Source organism: Neobacillus drentensis, from assembly GCF_036965645.1.
Lineage (GTDB): Bacteria > Bacillota > Bacilli > Bacillales > Cytobacillaceae > Neobacillus > Neobacillus drentensis_D.
Genome location: NZ_JBALPZ010000081.1, coordinates 10866 through 34213 on the forward strand (window position 1 = coordinate 10866; position 23348 = coordinate 34213).

The 23348-nt window shown below is 36.3% G+C and carries 15 protein-coding genes; all 15 read right to left on the minus strand.

From position 1 onward, the window contains the following. Window positions 1–867: 867 nt before the first annotated feature. The 15 genes from V7266_RS16060 to V7266_RS16130 all read right to left on the minus strand — a co-directional run bounded on the left by V7266_RS16060 (window position 868) and on the right by V7266_RS16130 (window position 22756). Complete coding sequence (locus V7266_RS16060; RefSeq protein WP_335468992.1) at window positions 868–5499, minus strand: GH32 C-terminal domain-containing protein; 4632 nt, start codon at window positions 5497–5499, stop codon at window positions 868–870. A 320-nt stretch (window positions 5500–5819) separates the two neighbouring features. Beyond that, window positions 5820–6416, minus strand: a complete 597-nt coding sequence (locus tag V7266_RS16065) for a YesL family protein (protein ID WP_335468995.1) — start codon at window positions 6414–6416, stop codon at window positions 5820–5822. A gap of 74 nt (window positions 6417–6490) precedes the next feature. Next, the gene (locus V7266_RS16070) at window positions 6491–8005 is read right to left on the minus strand and encodes a glycoside hydrolase family 32 protein (protein ID WP_335468996.1); all 1515 of its coding nucleotides are present in this window, start codon (window positions 8003–8005) and stop codon (window positions 6491–6493) included. 2 nt (window positions 8006–8007) lie between these two features. Next, entirely contained in the window at window positions 8008–8988 is a 981-nt protein-coding gene (locus tag V7266_RS16075; RefSeq protein WP_335468997.1) for a carbohydrate kinase family protein, read from the minus strand. Between the two features lie 98 nt (window positions 8989–9086). After that, window positions 9087–10694 carry an ABC transporter substrate-binding protein gene (locus tag V7266_RS16080; protein ID WP_335468998.1) on the minus strand — a complete coding sequence of 536 codons (1608 nt, stop codon included), beginning with the start codon at window positions 10692–10694 and terminating at the stop codon, window positions 9087–9089. Between the two features lie 113 nt (window positions 10695–10807). Continuing rightward, a complete protein-coding gene (locus tag V7266_RS16085) occupies window positions 10808–11722 on the minus strand; it encodes a carbohydrate ABC transporter permease (protein WP_335469000.1) in 915 nt (304 codons plus the stop codon). A gap of 12 nt (window positions 11723–11734) precedes the next feature. Then, window positions 11735–12706 carry an ABC transporter permease gene (locus V7266_RS16090; RefSeq protein ID WP_335469001.1) on the minus strand — a complete coding sequence of 324 codons (972 nt, stop codon included), beginning with the start codon at window positions 12704–12706 and terminating at the stop codon, window positions 11735–11737. Between the two features lie 159 nt (window positions 12707–12865). Next, entirely contained in the window at window positions 12866–13840 is a 975-nt protein-coding gene (locus V7266_RS16095) for a LacI family DNA-binding transcriptional regulator (RefSeq protein ID WP_335469002.1), read from the minus strand. An 823-nt stretch (window positions 13841–14663) separates the two neighbouring features. Next, window positions 14664–14813 carry a GapA-binding peptide SR1P gene (locus V7266_RS16100; RefSeq protein ID WP_335469003.1) on the minus strand — a complete coding sequence of 50 codons (150 nt, stop codon included), beginning with the start codon at window positions 14811–14813 and terminating at the stop codon, window positions 14664–14666. After that, a complete protein-coding gene (gene gap / locus V7266_RS16105; RefSeq protein WP_335469004.1) occupies window positions 14786–15820 on the minus strand; it encodes a type I glyceraldehyde-3-phosphate dehydrogenase in 1035 nt (344 codons plus the stop codon). The genes V7266_RS16100 and gap overlap by 28 nt, the downstream gene beginning before the upstream one ends. 172 nt (window positions 15821–15992) lie before the next feature. Next, entirely contained in the window at window positions 15993–17255 is a 1263-nt protein-coding gene (locus tag V7266_RS16110; protein ID WP_335469006.1) for a ribulose-bisphosphate carboxylase large subunit family protein, read from the minus strand. Between the two features lie 195 nt (window positions 17256–17450). After that, window positions 17451–18818 carry a four-carbon acid sugar kinase family protein gene (locus V7266_RS16115; protein ID WP_335469009.1) on the minus strand — a complete coding sequence of 456 codons (1368 nt, stop codon included), beginning with the start codon at window positions 18816–18818 and terminating at the stop codon, window positions 17451–17453. A gap of 681 nt (window positions 18819–19499) precedes the next feature. Next, complete coding sequence (locus tag V7266_RS16120; protein WP_335469010.1) at window positions 19500–20273, minus strand: FadR/GntR family transcriptional regulator; 774 nt, start codon at window positions 20271–20273, stop codon at window positions 19500–19502. Between the two features lie 220 nt (window positions 20274–20493). Beyond that, entirely contained in the window at window positions 20494–21474 is a 981-nt protein-coding gene (locus V7266_RS16125; RefSeq protein WP_335469012.1) for a 2-keto-3-deoxygluconate permease, read from the minus strand. A 172-nt stretch (window positions 21475–21646) separates the two neighbouring features. Then, complete coding sequence (locus V7266_RS16130) at window positions 21647–22756, minus strand: zinc-dependent alcohol dehydrogenase (protein WP_335469013.1); 1110 nt, start codon at window positions 22754–22756, stop codon at window positions 21647–21649. Window positions 22757–23348: the final 592 nt, after the last annotated feature.

The window sequence follows — 23348 nt, forward strand, 5'->3', positions numbered from 1 at the left end:
ATTAAAACTCTTCCGAAATCACTTGTTTAAAACCGAATATTATTGAGTTCATTAACGACGTAAACACGTATCCTTTGAATGAAAATTTTTTTTGGTAAACAACAAAAAAATAAGTCCTAACACCATAGATGTTAGGACTAGTTATGACCTGTGAGGGGTTCGAACCCCCGACCTCAACCCTGTCAATGATGGATATACTTTATGATTATAACAGTTTAATTAAGAAAGTATTGTTGTAACAAGGATTTTAATAAGTCTTATTATGATTGAATTTTTGTTATTGGAAACAGTTAGCTTAAATTTGTCCCCAAAGTGTCCCCAATATTGTCCCCTATAAAACAGTAAGAAAATGCAAGTTGGAACAGTGTCTTTCTAAACTCTAGAACCCCGTTACTTTAATAGTAATAGGTAAGACTTTGATGTAATCTCCATCTTTTCCCCTGCTCCACACCCAACATGCGATTTTCACTGCATTAGGCGTTCCATCTAATTCTTTAGACTAAAGCACAAATCAAAAGCACACCTAATGTCTTGTGGCATGCTCTTGCAAAGCTTAAATTTACTTAGGTTCAATTCTAATTTGAAAAATATAAGTAAAAATAATACGTCGTTTAATTTGGCGGGACTGCTTGGGAATCGAACCCACAAGACTTAGCACGCTTTTGCCAATTAGAAAATTACTACCTTTCCTAATAGAAGCATGATTGGCATTCATTAAGCTTTAATAATATTAAAAAAAGAGCTGTATCAAGCTAGAAAGTAATTTCTATTATGATACTAACCCTTTTCTTATGGAGCTCTTTTATTTGGCATAGTCCGTTCAAATGTGTTTATTTTCTATAATTCCCTTTTGTTTAAACACTTCGTCTACGGTTTAATATTCAAGAATAAATTCACTTCTCCATCATAGCCACTGACAGTTCCTGTATAAATCTGATTTCCAGGACTAGATTTAGCTACCTTGGTTAATGACCAAGTTACACTTACTTCTTCCTTACTTCCATCACTCATTATTCCTTCAACCATTTGAGGCAAAACATATTTGTCCGATTCCTTAATTGCTATATTAATATCTGGGATATCGCTTATTACTTTTGCCTGAACAGGAACATGGAAATCATCAACATTGATGTGCCCAAATCCACCGGTTGAATTATCTACAACTTTAATATATAGTTCTTCTCCAATGAATTTAGAAGCATCCCAGTTTATACGGCTATACTGTTCACTATTATTTCCTGTAGCCTTTAACAAGGCAGTATTATCAGAAGCTCTTACTAAAGCTACAGAAAGATTATCTAAATCCTTTCCACCACCTATCAAGAAATTTATTTGTCCATCTCCTGCCAGCCTAAATTTATTCGACATTAAAGAACCAGTACCTGCATCACCTAAACCACCTTTTGCTGGATCTTTAAATCCCCATAGATGATATCCTGCTGATCCATCACTTCTCTGGGCCTGATTAAATATTGACCATCCACTATCGGTAGCTTTACTCACCATATCTTTTGAAAATGCATTCCCTTGTACCGTCCACCCTGACAAGTCTCCAGTTTCAAATCCTGCATTTTCAATATTTCCTGTCTTAATCTTTGTATCCTGTTTATGCTCCTCTACTGGGACTACAGTTCCATCCCCATAGGCAGATTTCATTGACCATACTTTCATGGATTTAACATCCACATTACCGTCTCCATAAATTTGCAGTCCTAATGAATCATATCTAACTGGATATGCCCGAGTAGTTATGCTCTTTGACCCATTTGCATAAGCTTCAATCTGGGATCGGTCAATGTAAATATGCAGTTTTAATTTTTTTCCATCAAGTTCAAGTTTTCCGCCATAGATGCCTTTTTTCGAATCAGGATCTATACTTGTTTTATTATTATTTACATTTAAAGTGCTATTGGAAGCATCATAATATAGGACTGTTTCTTCCTGTCCATCAGGACTTCTTCTAACCTTTATGCCAAACTTCTTTGCTCCTTTTGGCTGTAGCTCTACTTGAATGTCCAGCATATCGCCTTTAACATCCTTCAATAAAACATTAGCTTCTGGTAAAGTTTTATTAGAGAAATTTACAAGTTGTTTATCATGTAGTGAATCAAGTTCGTCTGATATCGGATTGATTACCAGATTACCATTATCATAGGTTAATTGTAATGGAAGTCCTGCATTATGTGCCCAGCCTGCATTATAATGATCCTGTTCTGAACGTGAATCCTGAGTAATGCTAAAAACAATCGTCCTTCCTTTTTGATCTACAAATCCACTTGGACCGGAAAAATGCATTCCGTAATCAAACATCTGTGGTGCTTCTTGATCAGGTTTAAATCTGTAAGTTTTATCGTCCCATTTACCAATCCAATATAATACTGTTTTTGATTGATACATAGCGGCTTCTTGAAAGTTAGAATAAGTTGGACTTACAAGCATGATATATTTACCTGTGTCCTTTCCCTTACTATCCTTTAATGGAAGGAAAACAGGTAATTCCCAAACTGTTCCTTCTATTACATGTTTATTATGATTGCCTTGGAATAGTGGTCCTTTGTAATCCCAGGAAGTTAAATTCTTTGACGTATACACCAATACAGTTCCACCGGTTTTAACTCCATCTTTTTGTATCCCTGAACCTACTAGCATTACCCAATTATCTCCATTCTTAAATACAAATGGATCTCTAAATTCACCAAAAATAGCAGTTTCATTGGCATTTTGCCCCTGTATATCTTTTTGTTGTACATTAACCAGCTGATTATTCATATCCCAATTTGGCAATTCAGGATTAGAGTAGTCAGCAGCTGTAGCAAGACCTATACTTTGGTTTGGAGTCGCACTGTCATTTCCTGCTGTAAAGAATAACACTGGCTTACCATCTTTATCATAGGTTGCACTACCTGACCAAACTCCATCAGGAGCTACAGAGTTTTCCTGTGGCATTAATGCAATAGGTTCTTCCTTCCAATGAACCAAATCTGTACTTACAGCGTGACCCCAATTAATATAATGCCAATATGGGCCTCTTGGATTAGCCTGATAAAATATATGATATTTTCCATTATAATAAATTGGAGCATGAGGCTCATTCATCCAGTTTTGTGGTGGACTGTAATGAAATTGAGGTTTATATCGGTCACCTGCTAAAATACTTGAATCTAGTGTCAATGCAGCTTCAGGATTCGGAATATTATGATTTAGCTTATTTAAGTATGAATCATATTCATCTTTTACCTGCTCAGCTGTTATTGGAGCATAAGAAATTTTCAATTCATCAATTAAACCATCGAACATATTTACTGAAAAAACGCCATTTATTATTGCTGGTTGATTGTGCTTTCCTATTATTAATGGCTCTGTTGATGGGGATATAACACCTTTAACAGGTACCTTTTTTTCACCAGCCAATTCACCATTTAAGTAAAGTCTCATAGATTGGCTATCCATATCATAAGTTGCTGTAACATAAGACCATTTTCCTAGAGGAATTGGTTTATCTTTAGCTGCATCTACTCTAAACCATGCATTATTTATCCCTAGTTGCAAATCCCACGATCCGTGTCTTCCAATACCCAGCCCAAATCCTTGAGACTTACTTTTGTCCTGCTGATTGACTATGATGGAATCTTGTCCAAGATCACCCCATTCATAGGTTCTAGGTGCTACCCAAGCCGAAATAGTAATGGCATTAGATGGTTTCAGAAATTTATTCGCGCTACGGCTTATCCATGTTGAATATCCGTCAAATAATAGTGCATTATTTAGAATTCCCTTTTTCCAAAGCGGCCCTGTTGTAGGTTTTTCCGTTGAAGTATTAAATACATAATTCACATAATCATCTATTCCACTTACAGAATCCCGAGCTACAGTTCCCTTTTGCTCGTCAAATTTCCAGTTCGCAGCCATCCCATAGTTTTTAACATGAATATCATCTACATTTATATACCCAAAGGCATTCGTCGAATTATCGACAATTTTCAAATATACTTTTTGCCCTAAATATTGTGAAGCATCCATTTCTACTCTGTTGTATTGAACATTATTCTTTGAATTAGTTACTTTTATCAGTTCGGTATTATCTTTTGAATTTACGAGTGCTACATATAAATTATCTTTATCTGCCCCGCCCGCAAGCAGCATATTTATTTCACCTGTACCACCTAATACAAACTCCGAAGACTTCAACACACCAACCTTTGAACTGTCCTTATCCCATAAATGATATTCACCATTAATATTTAGTTCCACTCCATTATCATCCGTCGCGTTAGTGACAGCGCTATCAAAGGCATCACCACTCACTAAATTCCACCCGCTTAAATCTCCAGTTTCGAAATTTGGATTAGTTATATCATCACTGATTGGCGCATCAACATTATAAACCTGAAAATCATCCACATTGATGTGTCCAAATCCCCCGCCTATTTTATCAACTACTTTTATATATAGATATTGATCTCTGTAAGCGGAAGCGTCCCATAAAACTCTAGTATAACCTTCATCGTTATTACCAGTTGCTTTAAAAAGTTCCTTTCCATCTTTTGCACTTACAAGTGCTACATATAGTTTATCTATATTACTACCTCCTCCCACAAGGAAATTTATTGTGCCATTTCCCCCCAATTTAAAAATATTTGACTTCATCTCTCCTTGCCCATCATCGCCTGCTCCACCATTTGCAGGATCAATAAAACCCCATACATGATATTTACCATGTTGATTAAAATTATGGGTTTGCCAATACTTTTCTACATCTGATACACCAAAGGTATTACCCGTTACCTTCCAACCACTTAAATCTCCAGATTCAAAATCTGGGTTATTGATATTATTTGTTATAGTCTGGCTTAAATCTATTGCCAATGTACCTTCAGTAGGTACAGTTTCATAATAGGTTTTAAACGCATCCGCAAATATTAATCCCCAATCAGATGCAGCATTATCAACTATTTCGATATACAAATTCTTTCCCTTATATGCAGATAGATCAGCTCGATACTGAACCATGTTAGCTAAATTCATACCTTGATCTATATGCGGAAAGTTCTTATCTACAAATTCCGTATTTCCATACTTTGCTATTAATTGCTTCGTATCAGCATCATAAATTTGAATATTACATATATCTGTATTCTTTCCACCTCCTAATTTAAAAGAAATCCAACCTGTTCCCCCTAATTGAAAGGTAGATGAACGAAGTATTCCAGTTTCTGATTCAGGATAAGCCCATCCGTCTAAATGATAGTTGCCTTCGTGGTTGTAGGGAATTTTTTCATTCCACCATGTTGTTGCATTAGATACACTGTTAGGACCAAATGCTCCCCCCTTGACAACTTTCCATCCGGTAAGGTCTCCGGATTCAAAACTACCATTTGTTATTTCATTTGGTATGACATCCGCCTTAATATGGGATACTGGGGCGGCAACTGTTGTAAATATAAATATTAGTAACACTAACCATACACTTTTTGTTTTATTTTTATATTTTTTATCCATTCTTATTTCCCCTTTTATTAACAATTTCTACAAAATCTTTATTGTCCGAGAAATATTTTTCAAATGTGTATAGACTCCTCCCTAAAAACAATTTTTGTTAAACCATGTGGAAATATATTAATCTTTCAATCTTTCTATAGATGCATTTTATAGGTCTTGGTTAAGTAAATTCGTAAGGTGTTTAAATATACATAGGAGTAATTGACGTATGTAAGATTAATATGAAGAAAAGAGAAGTGATTCAGGTTAATCAAGGTTTAAGATAAGCCTTCAGAAATTTTTCCGAAGGCTCCTTTATAAAAGAACATCATAGCAAAAGGTTAATAATTCTTCATACCTAAAAATAATTTATGGCAAATGGTATAAGAAAGATAAGCGATAACACTTCCTAAAATAAAAATGAATAGAGGAAGCAAATAAACCAGATACAATGATAGTAAAACTATCATCATTAATAATATGGTTGACAAAGGATAAGTGATTGCCAAAGTTAACGCATTTTTAATGACATTTTTCCATTTTGTATCAAAGTGAGCCATAATAGGAAATAGATAAACAGTAATTGCTAAGAAAAATAGGGATAACAACCAAAGAATGCCCAGCAATAAAAGATGCATCAATGAACCGTCCAAATGTAAAATACGAAAGTCTATATAGATAAAAAAACCTAGAGCTGCCCATAACACCGAAATTCCAAAACTTTGGATAAAACATTCTCTAAATAACGAGAAAAAAGTACGGAAAATCCCATTGGTTTCTTTCCTCATTGTCCACTTTCTTATTACACCATACATGGATACTGTTGCCGGAAAAATAGTAATAACAGGTATACACATTATTAGCCATAATAAATTTAATAAGAATAGGTCAACGATTTTTTCGGTATAGTGCAAAAATCTACTGTTAAGGATATTCATGGTGTTTCCCCTTTTTTAAGTAAAGATTGGATTTTTTCTTACGAAAAATCCCTTTCAAAATTAGAATCGTGTTGTTATTTTTTGCACCAACATGATTCTAAATCGTAAAAATCTAGAGATGTTAGTTGGACATTGCCATCAACAGCAAATAGTTCTAATCCTTGGCTATTATTATCTGGGAAGATTAAATCAGTCATAACCAATTCACCATTATTTGCAAATACCTCTACAGAGGACCAATCAACAAAAATATGCATAATTATACGATTTTGTTTTGGTTCTAAGATAGCATTGTGATTACAAGCAAAAAATGGGTTAAATGATGTTTCCCCTGAACTCTGTCGATCAATGAATAACTTTTTCTCAGTTACATTATATCCAATAATAGTTTTCTCATCTTTTGACGTTCGTACCTTAAAACCAAATACGAAGGCAGTATCCAATTCAAACTCAGCCCTTAATTCAAACGCTTTCCCCTTTATATTCGAAAGAACATTTGCTGCATTTTCATTTATAATGATATTTTCTAATTTTGTATTTTCTTTACGAAGAGACTCTAATTCAGTAATGGGTGTTTGGCTTAACCTGACGCCATCGTTTGTTGTCACGAGTTTTAATTCACGAGGGAGTGTCATTGCACTTCTCCAAACTTTTGTTGGAGTTTCATTGGCATATTTCCAATTACTCATCCAACCTATAAAAATACGGCGCCCGTCCTCAGCAGGTACATCTGACCAAGTGACTCCTGCATAATTATCTCTTCCATGATCAAGCCAAAGGACCTTTTCATACGAGTTCTCATTTGTAAAAGTTGAGCCGTCAAAATCACCTATAAAATATTGGGTTCTAGAACCTTCTGCATATGCCGCTTCATTACCAATACTAACAATCATTACCCATCTTTTATTTACTTTTTTTCCGTCAACAGGTAATTCAAATAAATCAGGACATTCCCAAACACCTGCATGAGAACCTGCTTCAGTACCAAATTCACTTGCAAAATTCCACGTTTTTAAGTCTTGTGAAGTATAAATCCTGACATTGTTTCCTGCTGCAAGAATCATAACCCACATTTTTGTATTTTCATGCCAAAACACTTTAGGGTCACGGAAATCTGTGATTCTTATATCTGAAAGAATAGGGTTTCCCTTATACATGTTCCAAGTCCGCCCTTTATCCGTACTATAAGCGAGACTTTGTCTTTGTCTAGGACGCTCTGATCCCGGATATTGATCTGCATGCGTAAAAATGGCAACAAGCCCAGATTCACCATTAAAAAATCCAGTTGAATCATTCCAATCTACAACCGCACTTCCAGAAAATATAGCCCCATTTTCATCAGGGGACAAAGCTATTGGCAGGTGCTCCCAATGAATTAAGTCCTTACTTACAGCATGTCCCCAATGCATTGGTCCCCATATTGTATCGTATGGATGGTACTGATAAAATAGATGGTATTCTCCTTCATAGTAAACCATTCCGTTAGGATCATTCATCCAATTGGATTCAGGTGTGAAATGGAACTGTGGTCTATGGGGTTCTGTGTAATACTTTTCTGAACTCGATGTTTTATATTCTTCTAGTTTCATGTTTATATGTTCTCCTTTGTTACTACCTTTGAGTTGCTTATTGTATAAATTTCGTCTAGAACAGGCATACTCCCAATTGCCCCTTTTTTTGTTGTGGCTAATGCGCCGACAGCATTTGCGAAGGACGCTATTTCTACTAAATCTTCGTATGTTAAACTATCAAACAGGCATTCTTTTTGAAGAATCTTATAAAGAACTCCTCCAAGGAAACCGTCTCCTGCTCCCGTAGTATCTTGAACATCAACAACAAACCCTGGCACATGACCTGTTTTTTCTCCTAATCTAAAGAAACTGCCATTTTCACCTAAAGTGATAAACATCAAGGGAACATGGTATGTGCTACATAAAATTCGAGTGCCTTCATCAAGATCGCTAACTCCAGTGAGGAAAGTTAGTTCCTCTTCTGAAATTTTTACTACATCGGAAAATGCAAGCCCCTTATACATCATTTCTTTAGCACGGTCTAAACTATCCCATAACGACTCCCTTAAATTAGGATCAAAAGAAATAAGAGCTCCATTTTCTTTTGCAAAAGCAACGGCAGCGAGAGTGGTTTCTGCAGCAGGATTATGAGTCATAGAGAGAGATCCAAAGTGAAAAATCTTAGAATTTTTTAATAAACCAAAATCTACATCATCTATGGTTAATGTGGTATCCGCTCCAGGGTTACGATAAAAACTAAATGTTCGATCACCCTTACCATCTAAATGGACAAACGCTAAAGTTGTATTTGCATTTTCTGAGAAAACCAGCCCAGAAGTGTCTACATTTATTTCATCCAATCTATTTTTTAAAAAGAACCCAAATTGATCTTTTCCAACTTTTCCAATAAAAGCGGTCTTTTTTTGCAATTTAGATAAAGCTGCTAGAACATTAGCTGGAGCCCCGCCAGGATTTTGTTCAAACAGAACTCTACCTTTTTCTTGAGATCCTGAAGGTGTAAAATCAATCAGTAACTCTCCTAATGCCGTAATATCGTACATTTATGTTCACCTAACCCTTATTGTGGTAAGATTAATAGATAAGGCAGAACGATGAGGCTGCACCCTTATGTTCTGCCTTTTATTTAAAATTGGGATGGTTATTTACTTGTTTTGTTAAAATTGTCAAGTCCCTTTTGGTACAATTTCATCAATTCAGGAAGACCCATTTGATCTAACTGTTTTACATAGCTATCCCATTCTTTTTCAATTCCGCCATCTTGTAACCAATGAGCTTGCTTTTGGTTAACAAATTGAGTAATATCCGTTTGAAGCTGATTAATTCTCTGTGAATCCTCTTGACTAAAGAAAACTTGTGGATAATTCTCTTTTTCTTCGTAAGGACGATAATATTTATCCAAAATTTGCAGACGTTCTTTTGCACGTGGTTCCATATCGACCACTTTACCAAAGTCTTGTTTTAAAACGATGAATGGTCCGCCAGGAGCCACCTTTTGACGGTACTCACCCATTGCCACTCCAGCAGGCAATTCTTTATTCACTAACATTCCGTTACTGTCCTCTTTATAAACTTCACCAATAGGACCCCAGTTCACTTGAGCAGACTCTTTTGGAGCATATAATTGGTCTACCCATCTTGATGTAATTTCTGGATACTTATCTGCTTTTGTAATAACAAATGCATCACGACCATATTCAGAATAGTTTGAGCGACCTACGATTGGTTTTCCTTTTGGACCTACAAGCGGTGGTAAGACTACATAATCATTTTGGCGATCAGTACCGACCATTTCTGTATTTTCCCACCAAATAAAAGAACCTAATGTCTCATCTTTTGTTTTACCTTTTGCAAACATCTTTGCCGTATCTTGAGTGGTTGCTTCTGGGTCAATTATTCCTTCCTTCACCCATTTATGGTAATACTCGATAGCATCTTTATATTCTGCCTGAACAGCGGTAAAGATTACTTTTCCATCACGTACAATACGGTGGTCATTGTTATCAGGAACTCCGAACGCTGCAATCATATCACCGAAGTTACCACACCATCCGTTGAATAGGTAAGTTAATCCAATCTCATCTTTTTTGCCATTACCGTTTGCATCCTTATCTTGGAATGCCTTCAAAACATCATGATACTCTTCGAGGGTTGCAGGCATTTTTAACCCTAGCTTATCAAGCCACTTTTTATTGATGTACATGGTGTTAGGCAGTCCAACTAAGTCCATCTCTTCTGCTCTAGGCAAAGAGTAAATATGTCCATCCGGCGCTGTAATGACCTTCTTCAAATCAGGTCTTTCTTCGAGTCTTTTCTTTAAGTTTGGCATATATTTATCGATTAGGTCATCTAAAGGAATAATCGTTCCATCCTTTGCATATTTCTGAATATCCAAATCGCTAAAACCTGAATTATAGAAAGCATCTGGAAGATCTCCACTTGCAAGCAATAAGTTTTTCTTTTCCTGATAACCGTCACCAGGAATGTTATTCCATTTAATTTGAACATTGGTTGTTTTCTGCAGTTCTTTAAAAATGGTCATATCAGCAAAATTAGGGGCTAAAGTTGATTTCGGTGATACAAAATTAAGTGTGACTGTTTTATCAACTATAGGCAGCCCAGTAGCATTCATTTTTACATTTACTTTTTTCGTTTCTTCTGATGCACTTTTATCACTGGAACATCCAGCAAGAATAGTAGAAAGACCAATAGATAAAACCAATGATTTAGTAAACCATGTATTTTTCATTATAATTTCCCCCTCATAATCAATCATTTTTTATAAGAACGAACTACCTCATAGGAACCCTTTATCGGTCACCCCCTTAAAGGTATACTTTTTAGTCTTGGCATTTGAAAAGGTTATCCCTTTACACCACCAATTAATACTCCTTTGACAAAATACTTTTGGACAAATGGGTAAACAATTAATAATGGAATTGCGGCAACAATGATAACACCATACTTAATAATCTCTCCAACGTGCTGCTGGGCTGCAAGATTGTCTAAATCACTCAACATTTGTACGCTCAATTGATTTTGAATCAAAATATTACGCAAAATTAATTGCAAAGGATATAAACTTTCATCATTTAAATAAATCAAAGCATCAAAGTATGAATTCCAATTACCTACTGCATAAAATAGAACCATAACGGCGATGATTGGTTTGGATAATGGAAGAACAATTTTTAAAAAGAATCTAGTGTTCGAACATCCATCAATTTTACCTGCTTCTAGTAATTCATTAGGTATCGAAGATTCGAAAAAGGATCTCGCTACAATCAAATTCCAGACGGCAATAGCTTTTGGAAGGATCATTGCCCACATTGTATTTAGCATCCCTAAATCTTTAACAACTAAATACGTAGGAATTAACCCGCCAGAGAAGAACATCGTGAATAATATCATTAACATAAAGAAGGTTTTACCATACAAATCTTTACGGGATAGTGCATAAGCAGCCATTAATGTCAGGGATAATTGTACTGCAGTTCCTAAAACTGTATAAATAATGGTATTTTTATATCCTAACCAGATTTTAGGATCACTGAAAATCCTCTTATACCCTTCAAAAGTGATTTCCTTAGGTAATAACCAAACACTTCCGTTATAAACTAGATCTGGATTACTTATTGAGGCAATGACCACAAAATATAAAGGATATAAGACCGCTAAACAAATGAGAGTTAAAAATATAAAGTTAACAGTGTCAAATATTTTATCCTCTTTTGATTTTATTTTTTTTTCACTATTATTTTTTTTGTATTTACTCAATTCCTACACCCCCTACCATAGTCCAGAACCAGAAACTTTCTTTGCTGTTTTGTTTACAATCCAAAGTAAAACTAAGTTAATAACCGAATTAAATAATCCTACGGCAGAAGCAAAACTATATTCTGATTGCTGTAAACCTACTTTATAAACGTAAGTCGGAATAATCTCTGCAGCTGGCTGATTCAATGGTGTTTGCAATAAGAATGCTTTTTCAAATCCTATATTCATTAAATTCCCTACTGATAAAATAAGAAGTATGATGGCTGTCGGCATAATAGCAGGGATATCCACATGTAAAATTCTCTGCCACTTATTTGCGCCATCTACGGTTGCAGCTTCGTGAATTTCAGGACTTACCCCAGCTAATGCAGCTAAATACACAATGCATGCCCAACCCGTTTCCTGCCATACTCCAGATCCTATATATAGTGGTTTAAACCAACTTGGTTCAGACATAAACGATATAGCTGACCCTCCAAATAGTGTTATCACACTATTAACTAATCCTTTATCTGAGAAAAAAACAAAGACCATACCGGCTAAAACTACGATTGAGATAAAATGTGGTGCATAAATAACCGTTTGAACAAAACGCTTATACTTTTGGTGAATCATTTGATTTAAAAGTAATGCAATAATGATTGGCATCGGAAACCCAATAATCAGTTGCAAGATGCTTAAACCTAAGGAGTTTTTTATTAATGTCCAAAATTGATAGGAGTCGAAGAATCGCTGGAAATTTTGAAACCCGACCCAAGGACTTCCTAATATCCCTAAAGAGGGGACATAATCTTTAAAAGCAATTAAAACTCCATACATTGGAACGTATTGAAAAACAATAAAATAGATAATGGCTGGCAGTAAGAAAAGGTAAAGCTCATAGTTTTCGAGTACTTGTTTAATACGACTTTTTTTATTTAGCGTTTCAAAGCGGATCGTAGAGGATTTTAAATGGCCATTGGAAGCTTTTAGTGCAAATTTCATTATAATCTCCCTCATTTCAAAATTAGTTTGCTGTATCCGTTGAAACGTTTCCAATCAAGGTTAAAAAAATATACATTTAATAATTGCATATCCTGCCTTATTAATTCCCTTAACCGATCCATTGAAACGTTTCCAACACATTCAAAAAATTTTTTCCTATTAAGTCGTTTCACCTGCTCTGTACTTTACAGGAATCCGGTATATCTCTTGCTCAAGCTTTTCACCTTCAATCTTTCTAAGGAGAAGCTTTACAGACATTCTAGCCATTTCCTCCACCGGCTGCCTGATTGTGGATAAGACGGGGTGAAACAATTTATTATCTTGAATTCCATCATAACCAATTACTTTTACATCCTCTGGAGCTCTTATCCCCAATCGATTTGCTCTATCAATATATTTTGCAGCTAGTAAGTCCGTATTGGCAAATACTCCGTCTACATTATGATGTTCCTTTTTTGAAAAGAAATCCTCAAAGAAGTTATCATCATTGTAAACTTCATCATGTTCCTCATGAATAAAATATTCAATACCTTTATCCACAGCCTCATCGATAAATCCATCTCTCCGGAGTACTACCTCAGAGTAAGCCGAACTAGTTATTCCGAGATAAGCCACTTTTTTAGCCCCTGCCTTTACAAGCTCCTGTACGGCCATCCGTCCACCAGTATAGTTATCGGAGGTTACGCATGTGATTTTTTTTCCAAAATGCCTGTCGATACTAATAATGGGTATATCTGTACTAACACTTTCTTCAATATCGTTATAGGTAATTCCAACAACTCCTGCTACTTTATTCTGATTAAGCATATCAAAATAATAAAGCTCTTTGTCAGGTCTGCCCCCACTATTACAAAGCATTAATTTATAGCCTTCTCGATCAAGCTCATCTTCAATATAATAGGCAAGTTCAGAAAAAAATGGATTCCAAATACTAGGGAGAACTAAGGCGACCATTTTCGATTTTTGCATTTTAAAGTTTCTTGCTACTTCATTTGGTACATAATTTAATTCTTTAATAGCTGCATTCACTTTCTCCATTGTTTCAGGCGAAACGTTTGGATGGTTGTTAATTACCCTCGAAACAGTGCCAACTGCTACTCCCGCTAAGTTTGCCACATCTTTTATACTTGGCACTATAATTACCCCCATAATAAAAGCTATTTTATAAACTTATTTACTAACCTTTGGAAACGTTTCAATCAATTTATGTGATTATCTTATCACGTAATTGGAAACGTTTCAATTATTTTTTTAAAAAAAATCAATTTATATAAAACGTAAGTCTCTATCCAAGATTTCATATCCAAAAAGAACACTTTATACAATATCCTATTAACAGGATCCCAATCTTCATCGCAGCCTTTATCATCTATATATAAATTGCCCTTATCGGAGGATTTTTTTCATGGTCTCTTTTTATTTAGATCACCAAAAGTGCCTCTTACCCAAATGGGAGAGGCACTTTTGGTGATGCTTATCACTTATTTTAATGATTAAGGGATGATCTTGTATTATTCCTCAGTTTTTATTAGTTAACTAAAATATAATCTAGTTCATTCAGTTCCCGGATCTTCTTATTAATATAGAATATCGATTTTCTGAATAAGGCAGACCCAAATTACCGCCTAAAGTGTTTGATTCATATTCCTTACGGAAAATTCTTGTCTATCATCCTTCTATCTCCTTTATCCTTTCTCCGGTAATTTGTTTGTCAACGTTGACAACAGGCTTATTATCAATAAAGGCAATTCGCCCCTTTCGTCATATAAGGGACATTTCTTTAGCGTAACATTATTAACATATGTTTTTCCAAAATCGACAATTCTCCATACGGTTCAAGTACCGCCAATAGTACTCCGGAATAAAGAAGTGTTACGAGAAGAGTTATTAAAACATATTTCTCCATTAGGATGGGAGCATAGATGCTCTTCGCTAAACTCTCAGAAAAATTCTATTTTTATTCTTCTTCTGGACTGCTGCATTTATCGTCTTCACACCGAGAATAATAAATGATGACTCTATTAGTATCAGCTGTATCTATAAACTTCCCGCAACGGTCACATATAATGGTCCCTAATACTACTTCAGAATCTTGGGAAACAACCATTCTTTTTCCATCCTTTCTTGAACCGCCTGAGCCAAATCTATTACCCTGCTAGCATAAGCCCATTCGTTATCATACCAGGCAAGTAATTTTATTTGATTATTTGTAGCCATGATTGAAAGCCCATCGACAACAGCAGATTTATCACAACCAATAAAATCTGCTGAAACTAAAGGGTCATTTGTGTAAGATACATAATGATTTTTATTTAATTTTCCATTAAAAACTGATTTTACTTCATCTAGTGTAACCGCTCGTGACACTTCAATAGTTAGATCTGCTAAAGAAACATCTTGGGTAGGAACACGTATAGATATTCCCTCCACAAAACGCGAAAGATGTGGCAGTACATCCTCAAGTGCCTTGCCGACTCCAGTAGTTGTTGGAACTATCGATTGTGTACAAGCTCTTGCTCTTCTCAAATCCTTATGAGGGTTATCTATGTGCTTTTGATCAGAAGTAAAGGCATGAACCGTCGTCACCCAGCCTCTTTTTACTAGAAAAGCTTGATCAAGGATATTTAAAAGAGGAGCCACACAATTCGTTGTGCAAGATGCCGCTGATATGATTTTATGCTTAGAAATGTCTAACAGCTGGTCATTTACTCCCATAACGACTGTTAAATCCATCTGTTCACCAGGGGCGGTTACGATTACATGAGATGCCCCTGCTCTAAGATGTTTTTCTGCACCTTGACGGTGTGTGAATTTACCAGACGCATCCATGACAATGTCAACACCCATATTTCCCCATGGGATATTCTCGGGTTCACGTTCTGATACTATAGGATAAATTTCCCCATCAATGACAAGATTATCATTTTGAACTGAGATTTCTGCATCCCAGGTTCCATGAACAGTATCATATTTTAATAAATGAGCAACGGTTTCGGCAGGATAAATCGAGTTAATGGCTACTAATTTCAATGATTTATTTGTATCGGATAAAATCTTTCTGATTAACAGCCGTCCAATTCTTCCAGTACCACTAATACCTACTTTTGTATCCATCAAGCTACATCCCCTTTATTTGTTAAACATCTGATTCAATGATTGCAAATGTAAACCTATAGGATGTCAAGGGTGTTATCTATCTTTTTAGCTGTACATCCAATTAAATTCCAGACTGGAGTTGGAAGAAATCTGCAAATGCCGCTCCAAATCAGGCAGCATTTGCACATTCTCATTTCCCAAATTTCTCAATGGCCTGCGCTAACTCAAAGTGAGTCTCAGCATATTCTTGGAGAGATACACCAGAAACGGCTGCTTCCCACCCTTGAATCATGCTTTTAACCCCTGCTTCAGAACCACCTGGGTGCCCAATGATGCCCCCACCTGCCAAATGCATCACATCAATCGTTTCCATTGACGAATAGGAATCTGGTGCAGTTCCTGCCCATTGGCCGGAAGATAATACAGGCATTACGGTATAACCGCCAAACATCGGGGTTATACAATCTTTTACTGATTTAACAACGGACTCGTTAGACTCATAGAACTTGCTGTCGAGCGCATTACAATGCAAATGATCCACTCCGGCCAGGCGACACATCTTTTGGTAAGCCGTAAATTCCATTCCTAACTGCGGGCAACGGGTCATAGCTCCCCATTGATTACGGTGTCCGTGAATGGGAACCTCACTATATTTCCGTAAATGTGCCACACCAGCTAGCCCAACACTGTTGATACCGACCATCACGCAAGTTCCACCGGCTTTTACAACTGTTTCATGGTTACGTTCGAGCTGGTCTATGTCATCCGTAATATTAAAGGCATACATAACCTTTTTGCCTGTTTTATCTGCGGCCCTTTCGATTTCTTCCATTACCGCTTTAACACGGTTTTTCAAAGGTGCGTAAGGAGGATTCGCGTTGAGTTCATCATCTTTGATAAAGTCAATTCCAGCAAGCGCCAGATCTCTTACCACTACACGAAGTTCATCAGGCGTTAATCCAATACTAGGCTTCACAATCGTTCCTATAAATGGACGATTGTACACATTGGCTAACTTTCTCGTTCCCTCAATCCCAAATTTAGGTCCAGGATACTTTTCCATAAATGCATGAGGCAACTCCAAGTCCATGAGCCTCAACCCACTAAATTCACGGAGTTCATACAGATTCCCTGCCACAGTGGCCAATAGATTCGGTATTGAAGGGCCAAAGTTATGTAAGGGGAATGATAAAACGACCTTCCCTCGGTGATAGGAAATGGATCCATTGGATCCTTTAGGTGGTTTGGATCCGGGTAAAGTAGGAGTAGACACAACCTCTAACTCTTCAATCGACACCACCTTGGCTGAAAACTTGTCCTTAAGTTCTTCTGTTTCTCCAGGAACAGCAATAAAAGTACCGGTAGATTGCTCACCCGCCATGACTTTTGCGGCATATTCCAAATCATAGGGTGTCTCAATGTGATATGTAGCAAAAACACGATCCTGACTCATTGGTAACTCTCCTTTATAGTTGAATTTTAAAAAAAATTAAATTTAGATATGCGGTCCGAATCTTACATTTTTTTGTTATGGTGATCTACTAAACTAAAAAGTTACTAAAACCATTAATGGAAATCCATGAACCATTCTAATGACCCTCGGACGTCTAGCTCTTCAACACATCTCTTAGTTTCTTCTTTCTTTCCCTCAAGCTTCCTTGATTTTAACAAAGAAATCAGGGCTGCCCATCTGACCACCTTTTAAGGCAATTTCGATACCATTCATAAGGGGATCTGAAGAATAGCCACAGCACAACGGAACACCTGGATCAACTTGAAGAATCATTTCCAATGCAAAGAGTTTCAATTCTTTTGTCACAAAGCCCGAAGTATCCCCCCCGGCCGCAATGATTCGGCGAATATTTGTTGCTTTTATAATTTCCAATGTCCATTTACCTAATTGACTACCAATCAACTCGCCTGATTCCCTTTTCTCGATTCCCATCTCATCAAAAAGTCTGCGAGTTTCTTCAATAGCGGGATCTTCTGGTCCTTGAGCTGTATATAAAATAACACTTTTACCGTTTTGGATATGTTTAATAACCTTTTCCAATAGATTTTTGGGTAGTTCTTCTTTATTAATAATATCTTGGGGAGAAACTTGAATTCCCACGAAACCTGCTTCACTTGCCGTTTCGATTTGGAGTTTGGTAATAGGTGAACAGCTGCCAGCAACAACAAGAACTTGATTGGCAGCGGGTATTTTTGTTTGCCCCTTTTTGTTGCTTGTTGCCTGCAATCCTTGCCGATTCCATTCAGCTGTTAATGCATATTCAACACCTGATGATCCGACAACGAAGCGTAAACCTTCTTGACCTTTTTCCCATATTAGCCGGCCAACCGTTTGACTATGGCTATCATCTAACGCATCAAGAAGAATGATACCATCGTTTGATTCTAATTTTTGCTCATACACTTCTTTAACATTACGATAAGCTCCAGAGAGCTCCACCACATCCATCAAACCAATTTGCTTGGGTAGTTGAAATTGCTTGTTTAAATGAACTCGTAAATCTGATTCGTTCATAGGTGTCATGGGATGTTTCGACATCGTTGGATGCCTGTCCAATCGATAAACCGTATCATACATTTTGGCAAAATGGTTTCCAAATACCGTATACCTTCCTAATGGCGGTGCTGCAACAAAAAGCGGCACTGTTTTTTGTGATTCTTCCGTGTAATCAAGCGCAATTTCAATTGCTTTACCAATACTGCCAACATCCGGATTAGAATCAAATGTTGAACATGTTTTATAATGAATCACATTCGTTCGCAACTTAAATAATGCCTCAAACACTGGTCGTAATTCTTGTTCCATTTCTTCCGGATTTTTAGCTCTGCTGGTTCCAGGAACTCCAATACATTGAACACCTTTGAAGTTTTCCAACATTTCTGGTGAAGGCGGCTCCAAAAATAGGATGGTGCGATACCCATTTGATGCTAACGCTTCCATTGCATCCGTAGAACCAGTAAAATCATCTCCGTAAAAACCAAGCAATAAATTATTTTCGGACATTCCTACACTTCCTTTCTGTTTAGATTTCTTTAAATAAAGTTGAACCAGTAAGATTTACTTTCGATCCTTGTTTCAACTTACAACCCCTAACGGAAGCACCACCTTCACAAACATTTCCTGAATGAATAACTCCCTGTTAATTCATCAGACAAATTTTATTTATTTTTATAAATTTTATAAAATTTGTCTGATGTTATTGTTTAATTAGATTATATACCACGCCAATATTAGCCGTCAACAACAAAGATTAAGTACTTTACTCGAAGTTTTACCATAAAAATACTGATTTTTATAAAAAAGAGAAGAAATTTTGTCTGACGTTTACTTTGATAATCATTCCACCAAAACACCAAATTGTTTATTTGTATGACGTTTAGGTAATCGGATTTTCTTATACTGTTAAGGTTAGAGAATAACTAGGGACCAAGGAGGAAATTGAGGGTCTTTAAGAACAAAAAAAAGCAAGGGATCAATACAAATATGACTCATTTTAGCTATAAATACCAAAATAAAATCAATACACTTTACCCTTCAATAGAATAAAGGATATGCCAGCAAAAACTGTATAGTAAAAAGGCAAAAATAAAGGGAACGGTTCTAACTTTCGTTCAAAAGAAACAAAAGAACCATCCCCAGTCAGACCATCTTAGCATTCAAGAAAATGTACTCGTTTATTAATTACTATTCTGACATTTTATTATTTTCATTTTTATTTATCCACTTTTTCCATAAATTAAGAGATATTTTGACACCATGAATCCCAAGATAAAAATCCTTGTTTTCTATTGCTTCAATAATAATCCTATGATTTTCTGATGTTGGTTCCTTATCCTCACTCTCAATTTGACCAGAGGCATAGTTTTCCAAGATCATAGGTGAAAAAATTTCAAATGAAAACAAATAAATTTCTTGCATGAGCTTGTTTTTTGTCGATGCCGCTAAGGCTTTATGGAACTCCGAGTCCAATGTATGAAGCCTTTCATAATCTTCCGGATTATTTTCAATGCACTCTAAAAAATCTTGATAATTTTTTCTTAGTACTTCAATATCTTCCTGAGTTGCATAAGAAATCGCCAATTTAACAACCGCAATTTCAATCTGTTCACGGAAATCAACCAATTCTTTCAATTGCATATTGTTTAAAATCATTTTAAACAACAAGGATTGAGAAATAGAAATATCTTCAGGTTCCGATATATACGTACCGTCCCCTCTCCGAATTTGGATAATATTAATCGCTTCTAAAATCTTTAATGCTTCCCGTACAGAGCTCCTCCCTACATTTAATATATCACTCAGTTCGTTTTCTGTAGGTATTTTATCATTAGGTTTTAGCTCTTTAAGAATAATTTTATTCTTAATGTAGTCTGTCACTTTATTTACAGCCGTCTTATTATCCAATGATATTTCGCTTTTAACGGCCGCTGATGTAAGTAGGTCCATCTCATCATTCACCTTTAATCCATATTTTTTTATTCTGAACCCTTCTTATATGTCTAAATAAAAAATAACCATTCATTTTGAATTATACAGTAACTAACCTAATCTTAAATATACTTTTAAAACTTAATGAAAGCAAAAAAAGAATCGAGAAGGAAAGGTCTCCTTCTCTTTAAGACAATTTGTGATCCCAAGTAATTTAAAAGTCAGTCAAATCTACAAGAATTTAGATCCCTTATGCTACAATATTATTAGCAGACTGCGCTTTTCTTTTTTCCACTCTTTTTGCATACCACGTCGTCATAACCGGGACTATAATGGCTGTTACGATAACAGCTGCTGATACTTGAAGTGTGGCACTTGCAGCAACTTCACTATAGATAGGTTGAACAGCCGCAACAGCTAATGGTACAGCCGCAGCATTTCCTGCGGTAGTGGCAGCAGCCATACCCCCTATACCATCTCCACCCGTGACAAAGTCCAAAATAACTAATACAATCCCAGTAACCACCACAACAGCTAGTCCTAGAATAATACCGGATAGGCCAGCTTTAAATAAATTACCCAGGTTGATTCCACACCCAATTGCTAAACCCAAGAAGGGAATAAAGAGGCTCTCACCTACACTTAAAAACTCCCGCATTTTTTCATCCAGGTTTCCAAGAATCATCCCAAGGACCAATGGTATAATGGTAAATACAAATGCCGTAACCGGAAAGCTCGCTAAACCAGTAGCACCTAAAATCAGCATGGTGAAGAATGGCCCAGATTCAAGGGACATCAGAGAATAAGCCGCAATATCTTCTTGTTTCTTGCCTAATTGACCCATGAGAGCCATATAAATAGCGCCATTTGTATCGGAAAAAGCAGCCACAATCGCTAATGCAGATAATCCTAAAAATAAATTATTTTGATCCGGAAAAATTGCTTTAATCAGGAAAGCAATTAAAAAACTTGTTCCAATTTTCCCAAGCCATAAGGATCCGCCTTTTTTTAATATGTAACCGGTTGCATTAAATCGTATCGTTGAACCTAAACATATGTAAAACCCACCGAGCAGCGCTGTGGTTCCAGTTAATAATCCCCCGGTAAAAGAACTTTTAAATTCAGGCATTTCAAATACGTTTGGGAAGAACGTGCGAATTACTGCTCCTAAAAGCAAAGGGATTAACATCATTCCTGCAGGAAATTTATCAATTGCGGCTTTTAATTTCATCTATAGACTCCCTCTCATATCATTATTTTAGATTCTTATTTACCCCGAACGACTATCAATAGACTATTAGATGTTCTAACTATAAATACAAGTAGCCTTTATATTATAGCCTACTTGTATTTATATACCTTTTTTCGCAAATTCGCAGTATTGCCGAACCCTGCTTATGCTATTATTTGTCCTTTAAAAACATAATCTTCCCTGATCCCTGTTTAAGTTGTTCAAATGCTTCATCCACCTGCGAAAATGAAAAGCGATGTGTAACGACATCGAGAATATTTATTTTCTTCGCCTCAACTAAAGCTGATAGTTTATACCAGGTAGACCAAATGCCTCTTCCAAATAAACCTTTAATTGTAGCGCCTTTTAAATTAATGCTTTGTGTAATATTAATTGGAATAGAACCGCCAGGATGACCCACTGTTACTACTCTTCCTTCTAAACGAAGGAAATCGAATAGAGTTTCATAGACTTTAGGAGAACCAGTCATTTCGAAAATAAAGTCTACTCCACCTCTCTCCGCTGTCAATTCTTTTACAACGGTTGGAAGATCTTCTGTCAGTGAATTAACACCAATCGCTCCGAATTTTTTGGCCATATCGACTCTGTACTGATCAATATCAACAGCAATGACCCTTGAGACCCCACATGCTTGCAGGATTTGGATAGCTAAAAGACCAATTGCTCCACATCCAAAGATGAGACCTGTATCACCTGGCTCTAGACCAGACAATTCCACCGCACGCATGGCAACACCGGCTGGTTCAAATAAGGAACCTTCCTGGAAAGAAACACTGTCCGGCAATTTAAAGCATACACTTTCCGGAGCAATGGCATAATCAGCAAAACAGCCGTCGCAGCTCGTTCCATAAATACCCATATTCATACAGTTATGGGCATTGCCTGTTTTACATTGAAAACAATCACCACAAGGAATATGAGTCTCAAGAGATACTCGGTCGCCAACTTTAATCTTTTTAACATCACTGCCGACTTCCACAACTGTTCCAGCGCATTCGTGACCAACAATAAACGGAAATTTCACATTAAATTTTGAGGCAAAGTCCTTTGCTGATTGACCCCACTTAAAGTAACTAATATCCGTTCCGCATATATTCGTTGCTTCTACATCAATTAATACTTCATTTGGTTTTGGTGTCGGTTTATCTACTTCCATATAAGAGAACCCTAGATGTTCACCAGTCTTTACAATCGCCTTCATTTTACACTTTTCCTCTTTTGAGGATAGGTGAGATTCTCCTACTTTCACAACAGTTTCCATTTTACTACGCCCCTCGGTAAGATTTTTTTGTTAATAACTTTGATCATGATCTTTTCGATAAGCTACCAGTTCTACTTATCCAGTAAACTATCATATTTTCATGACTCTATGAACGCGTTTATATTTCCAATTATACCTATTAACGTCAGAGGGTTGACAAAGCCGCGTCTGCACTTACTGCTATACATTATTATTCATTTTCGTACACCTAGTAAAACGCTTCCACAGAATGTCGAAATTTCATTGTACACTATAGCTTTAACTCAAGACTTCCTTACCTTAAGTCCGCCATAGATTTCTTATATTCCTCTGCAGTTGGACTTTTTTTGCTGTCTAGCATCTGTTCTCCCACTCTTCATACTCTTAAAATACAATGCTGTGTTGATATCGGCGGATAATTAAGCAGGACCTGAATATGATGGATTTTTTGATATTAAAACAATATCAATTATTCCCTGGCGAATTTGATTTGCCATAATTTCCAGTTCTTCCCTAAAAGTTTAATTCTTTGTTTTTGTCTGACGTTTTTTCATCTTTAAACATCCCCCCTTTTTTAATTTGTATGATGTTTTTATTGTTGGTAATTCCAATA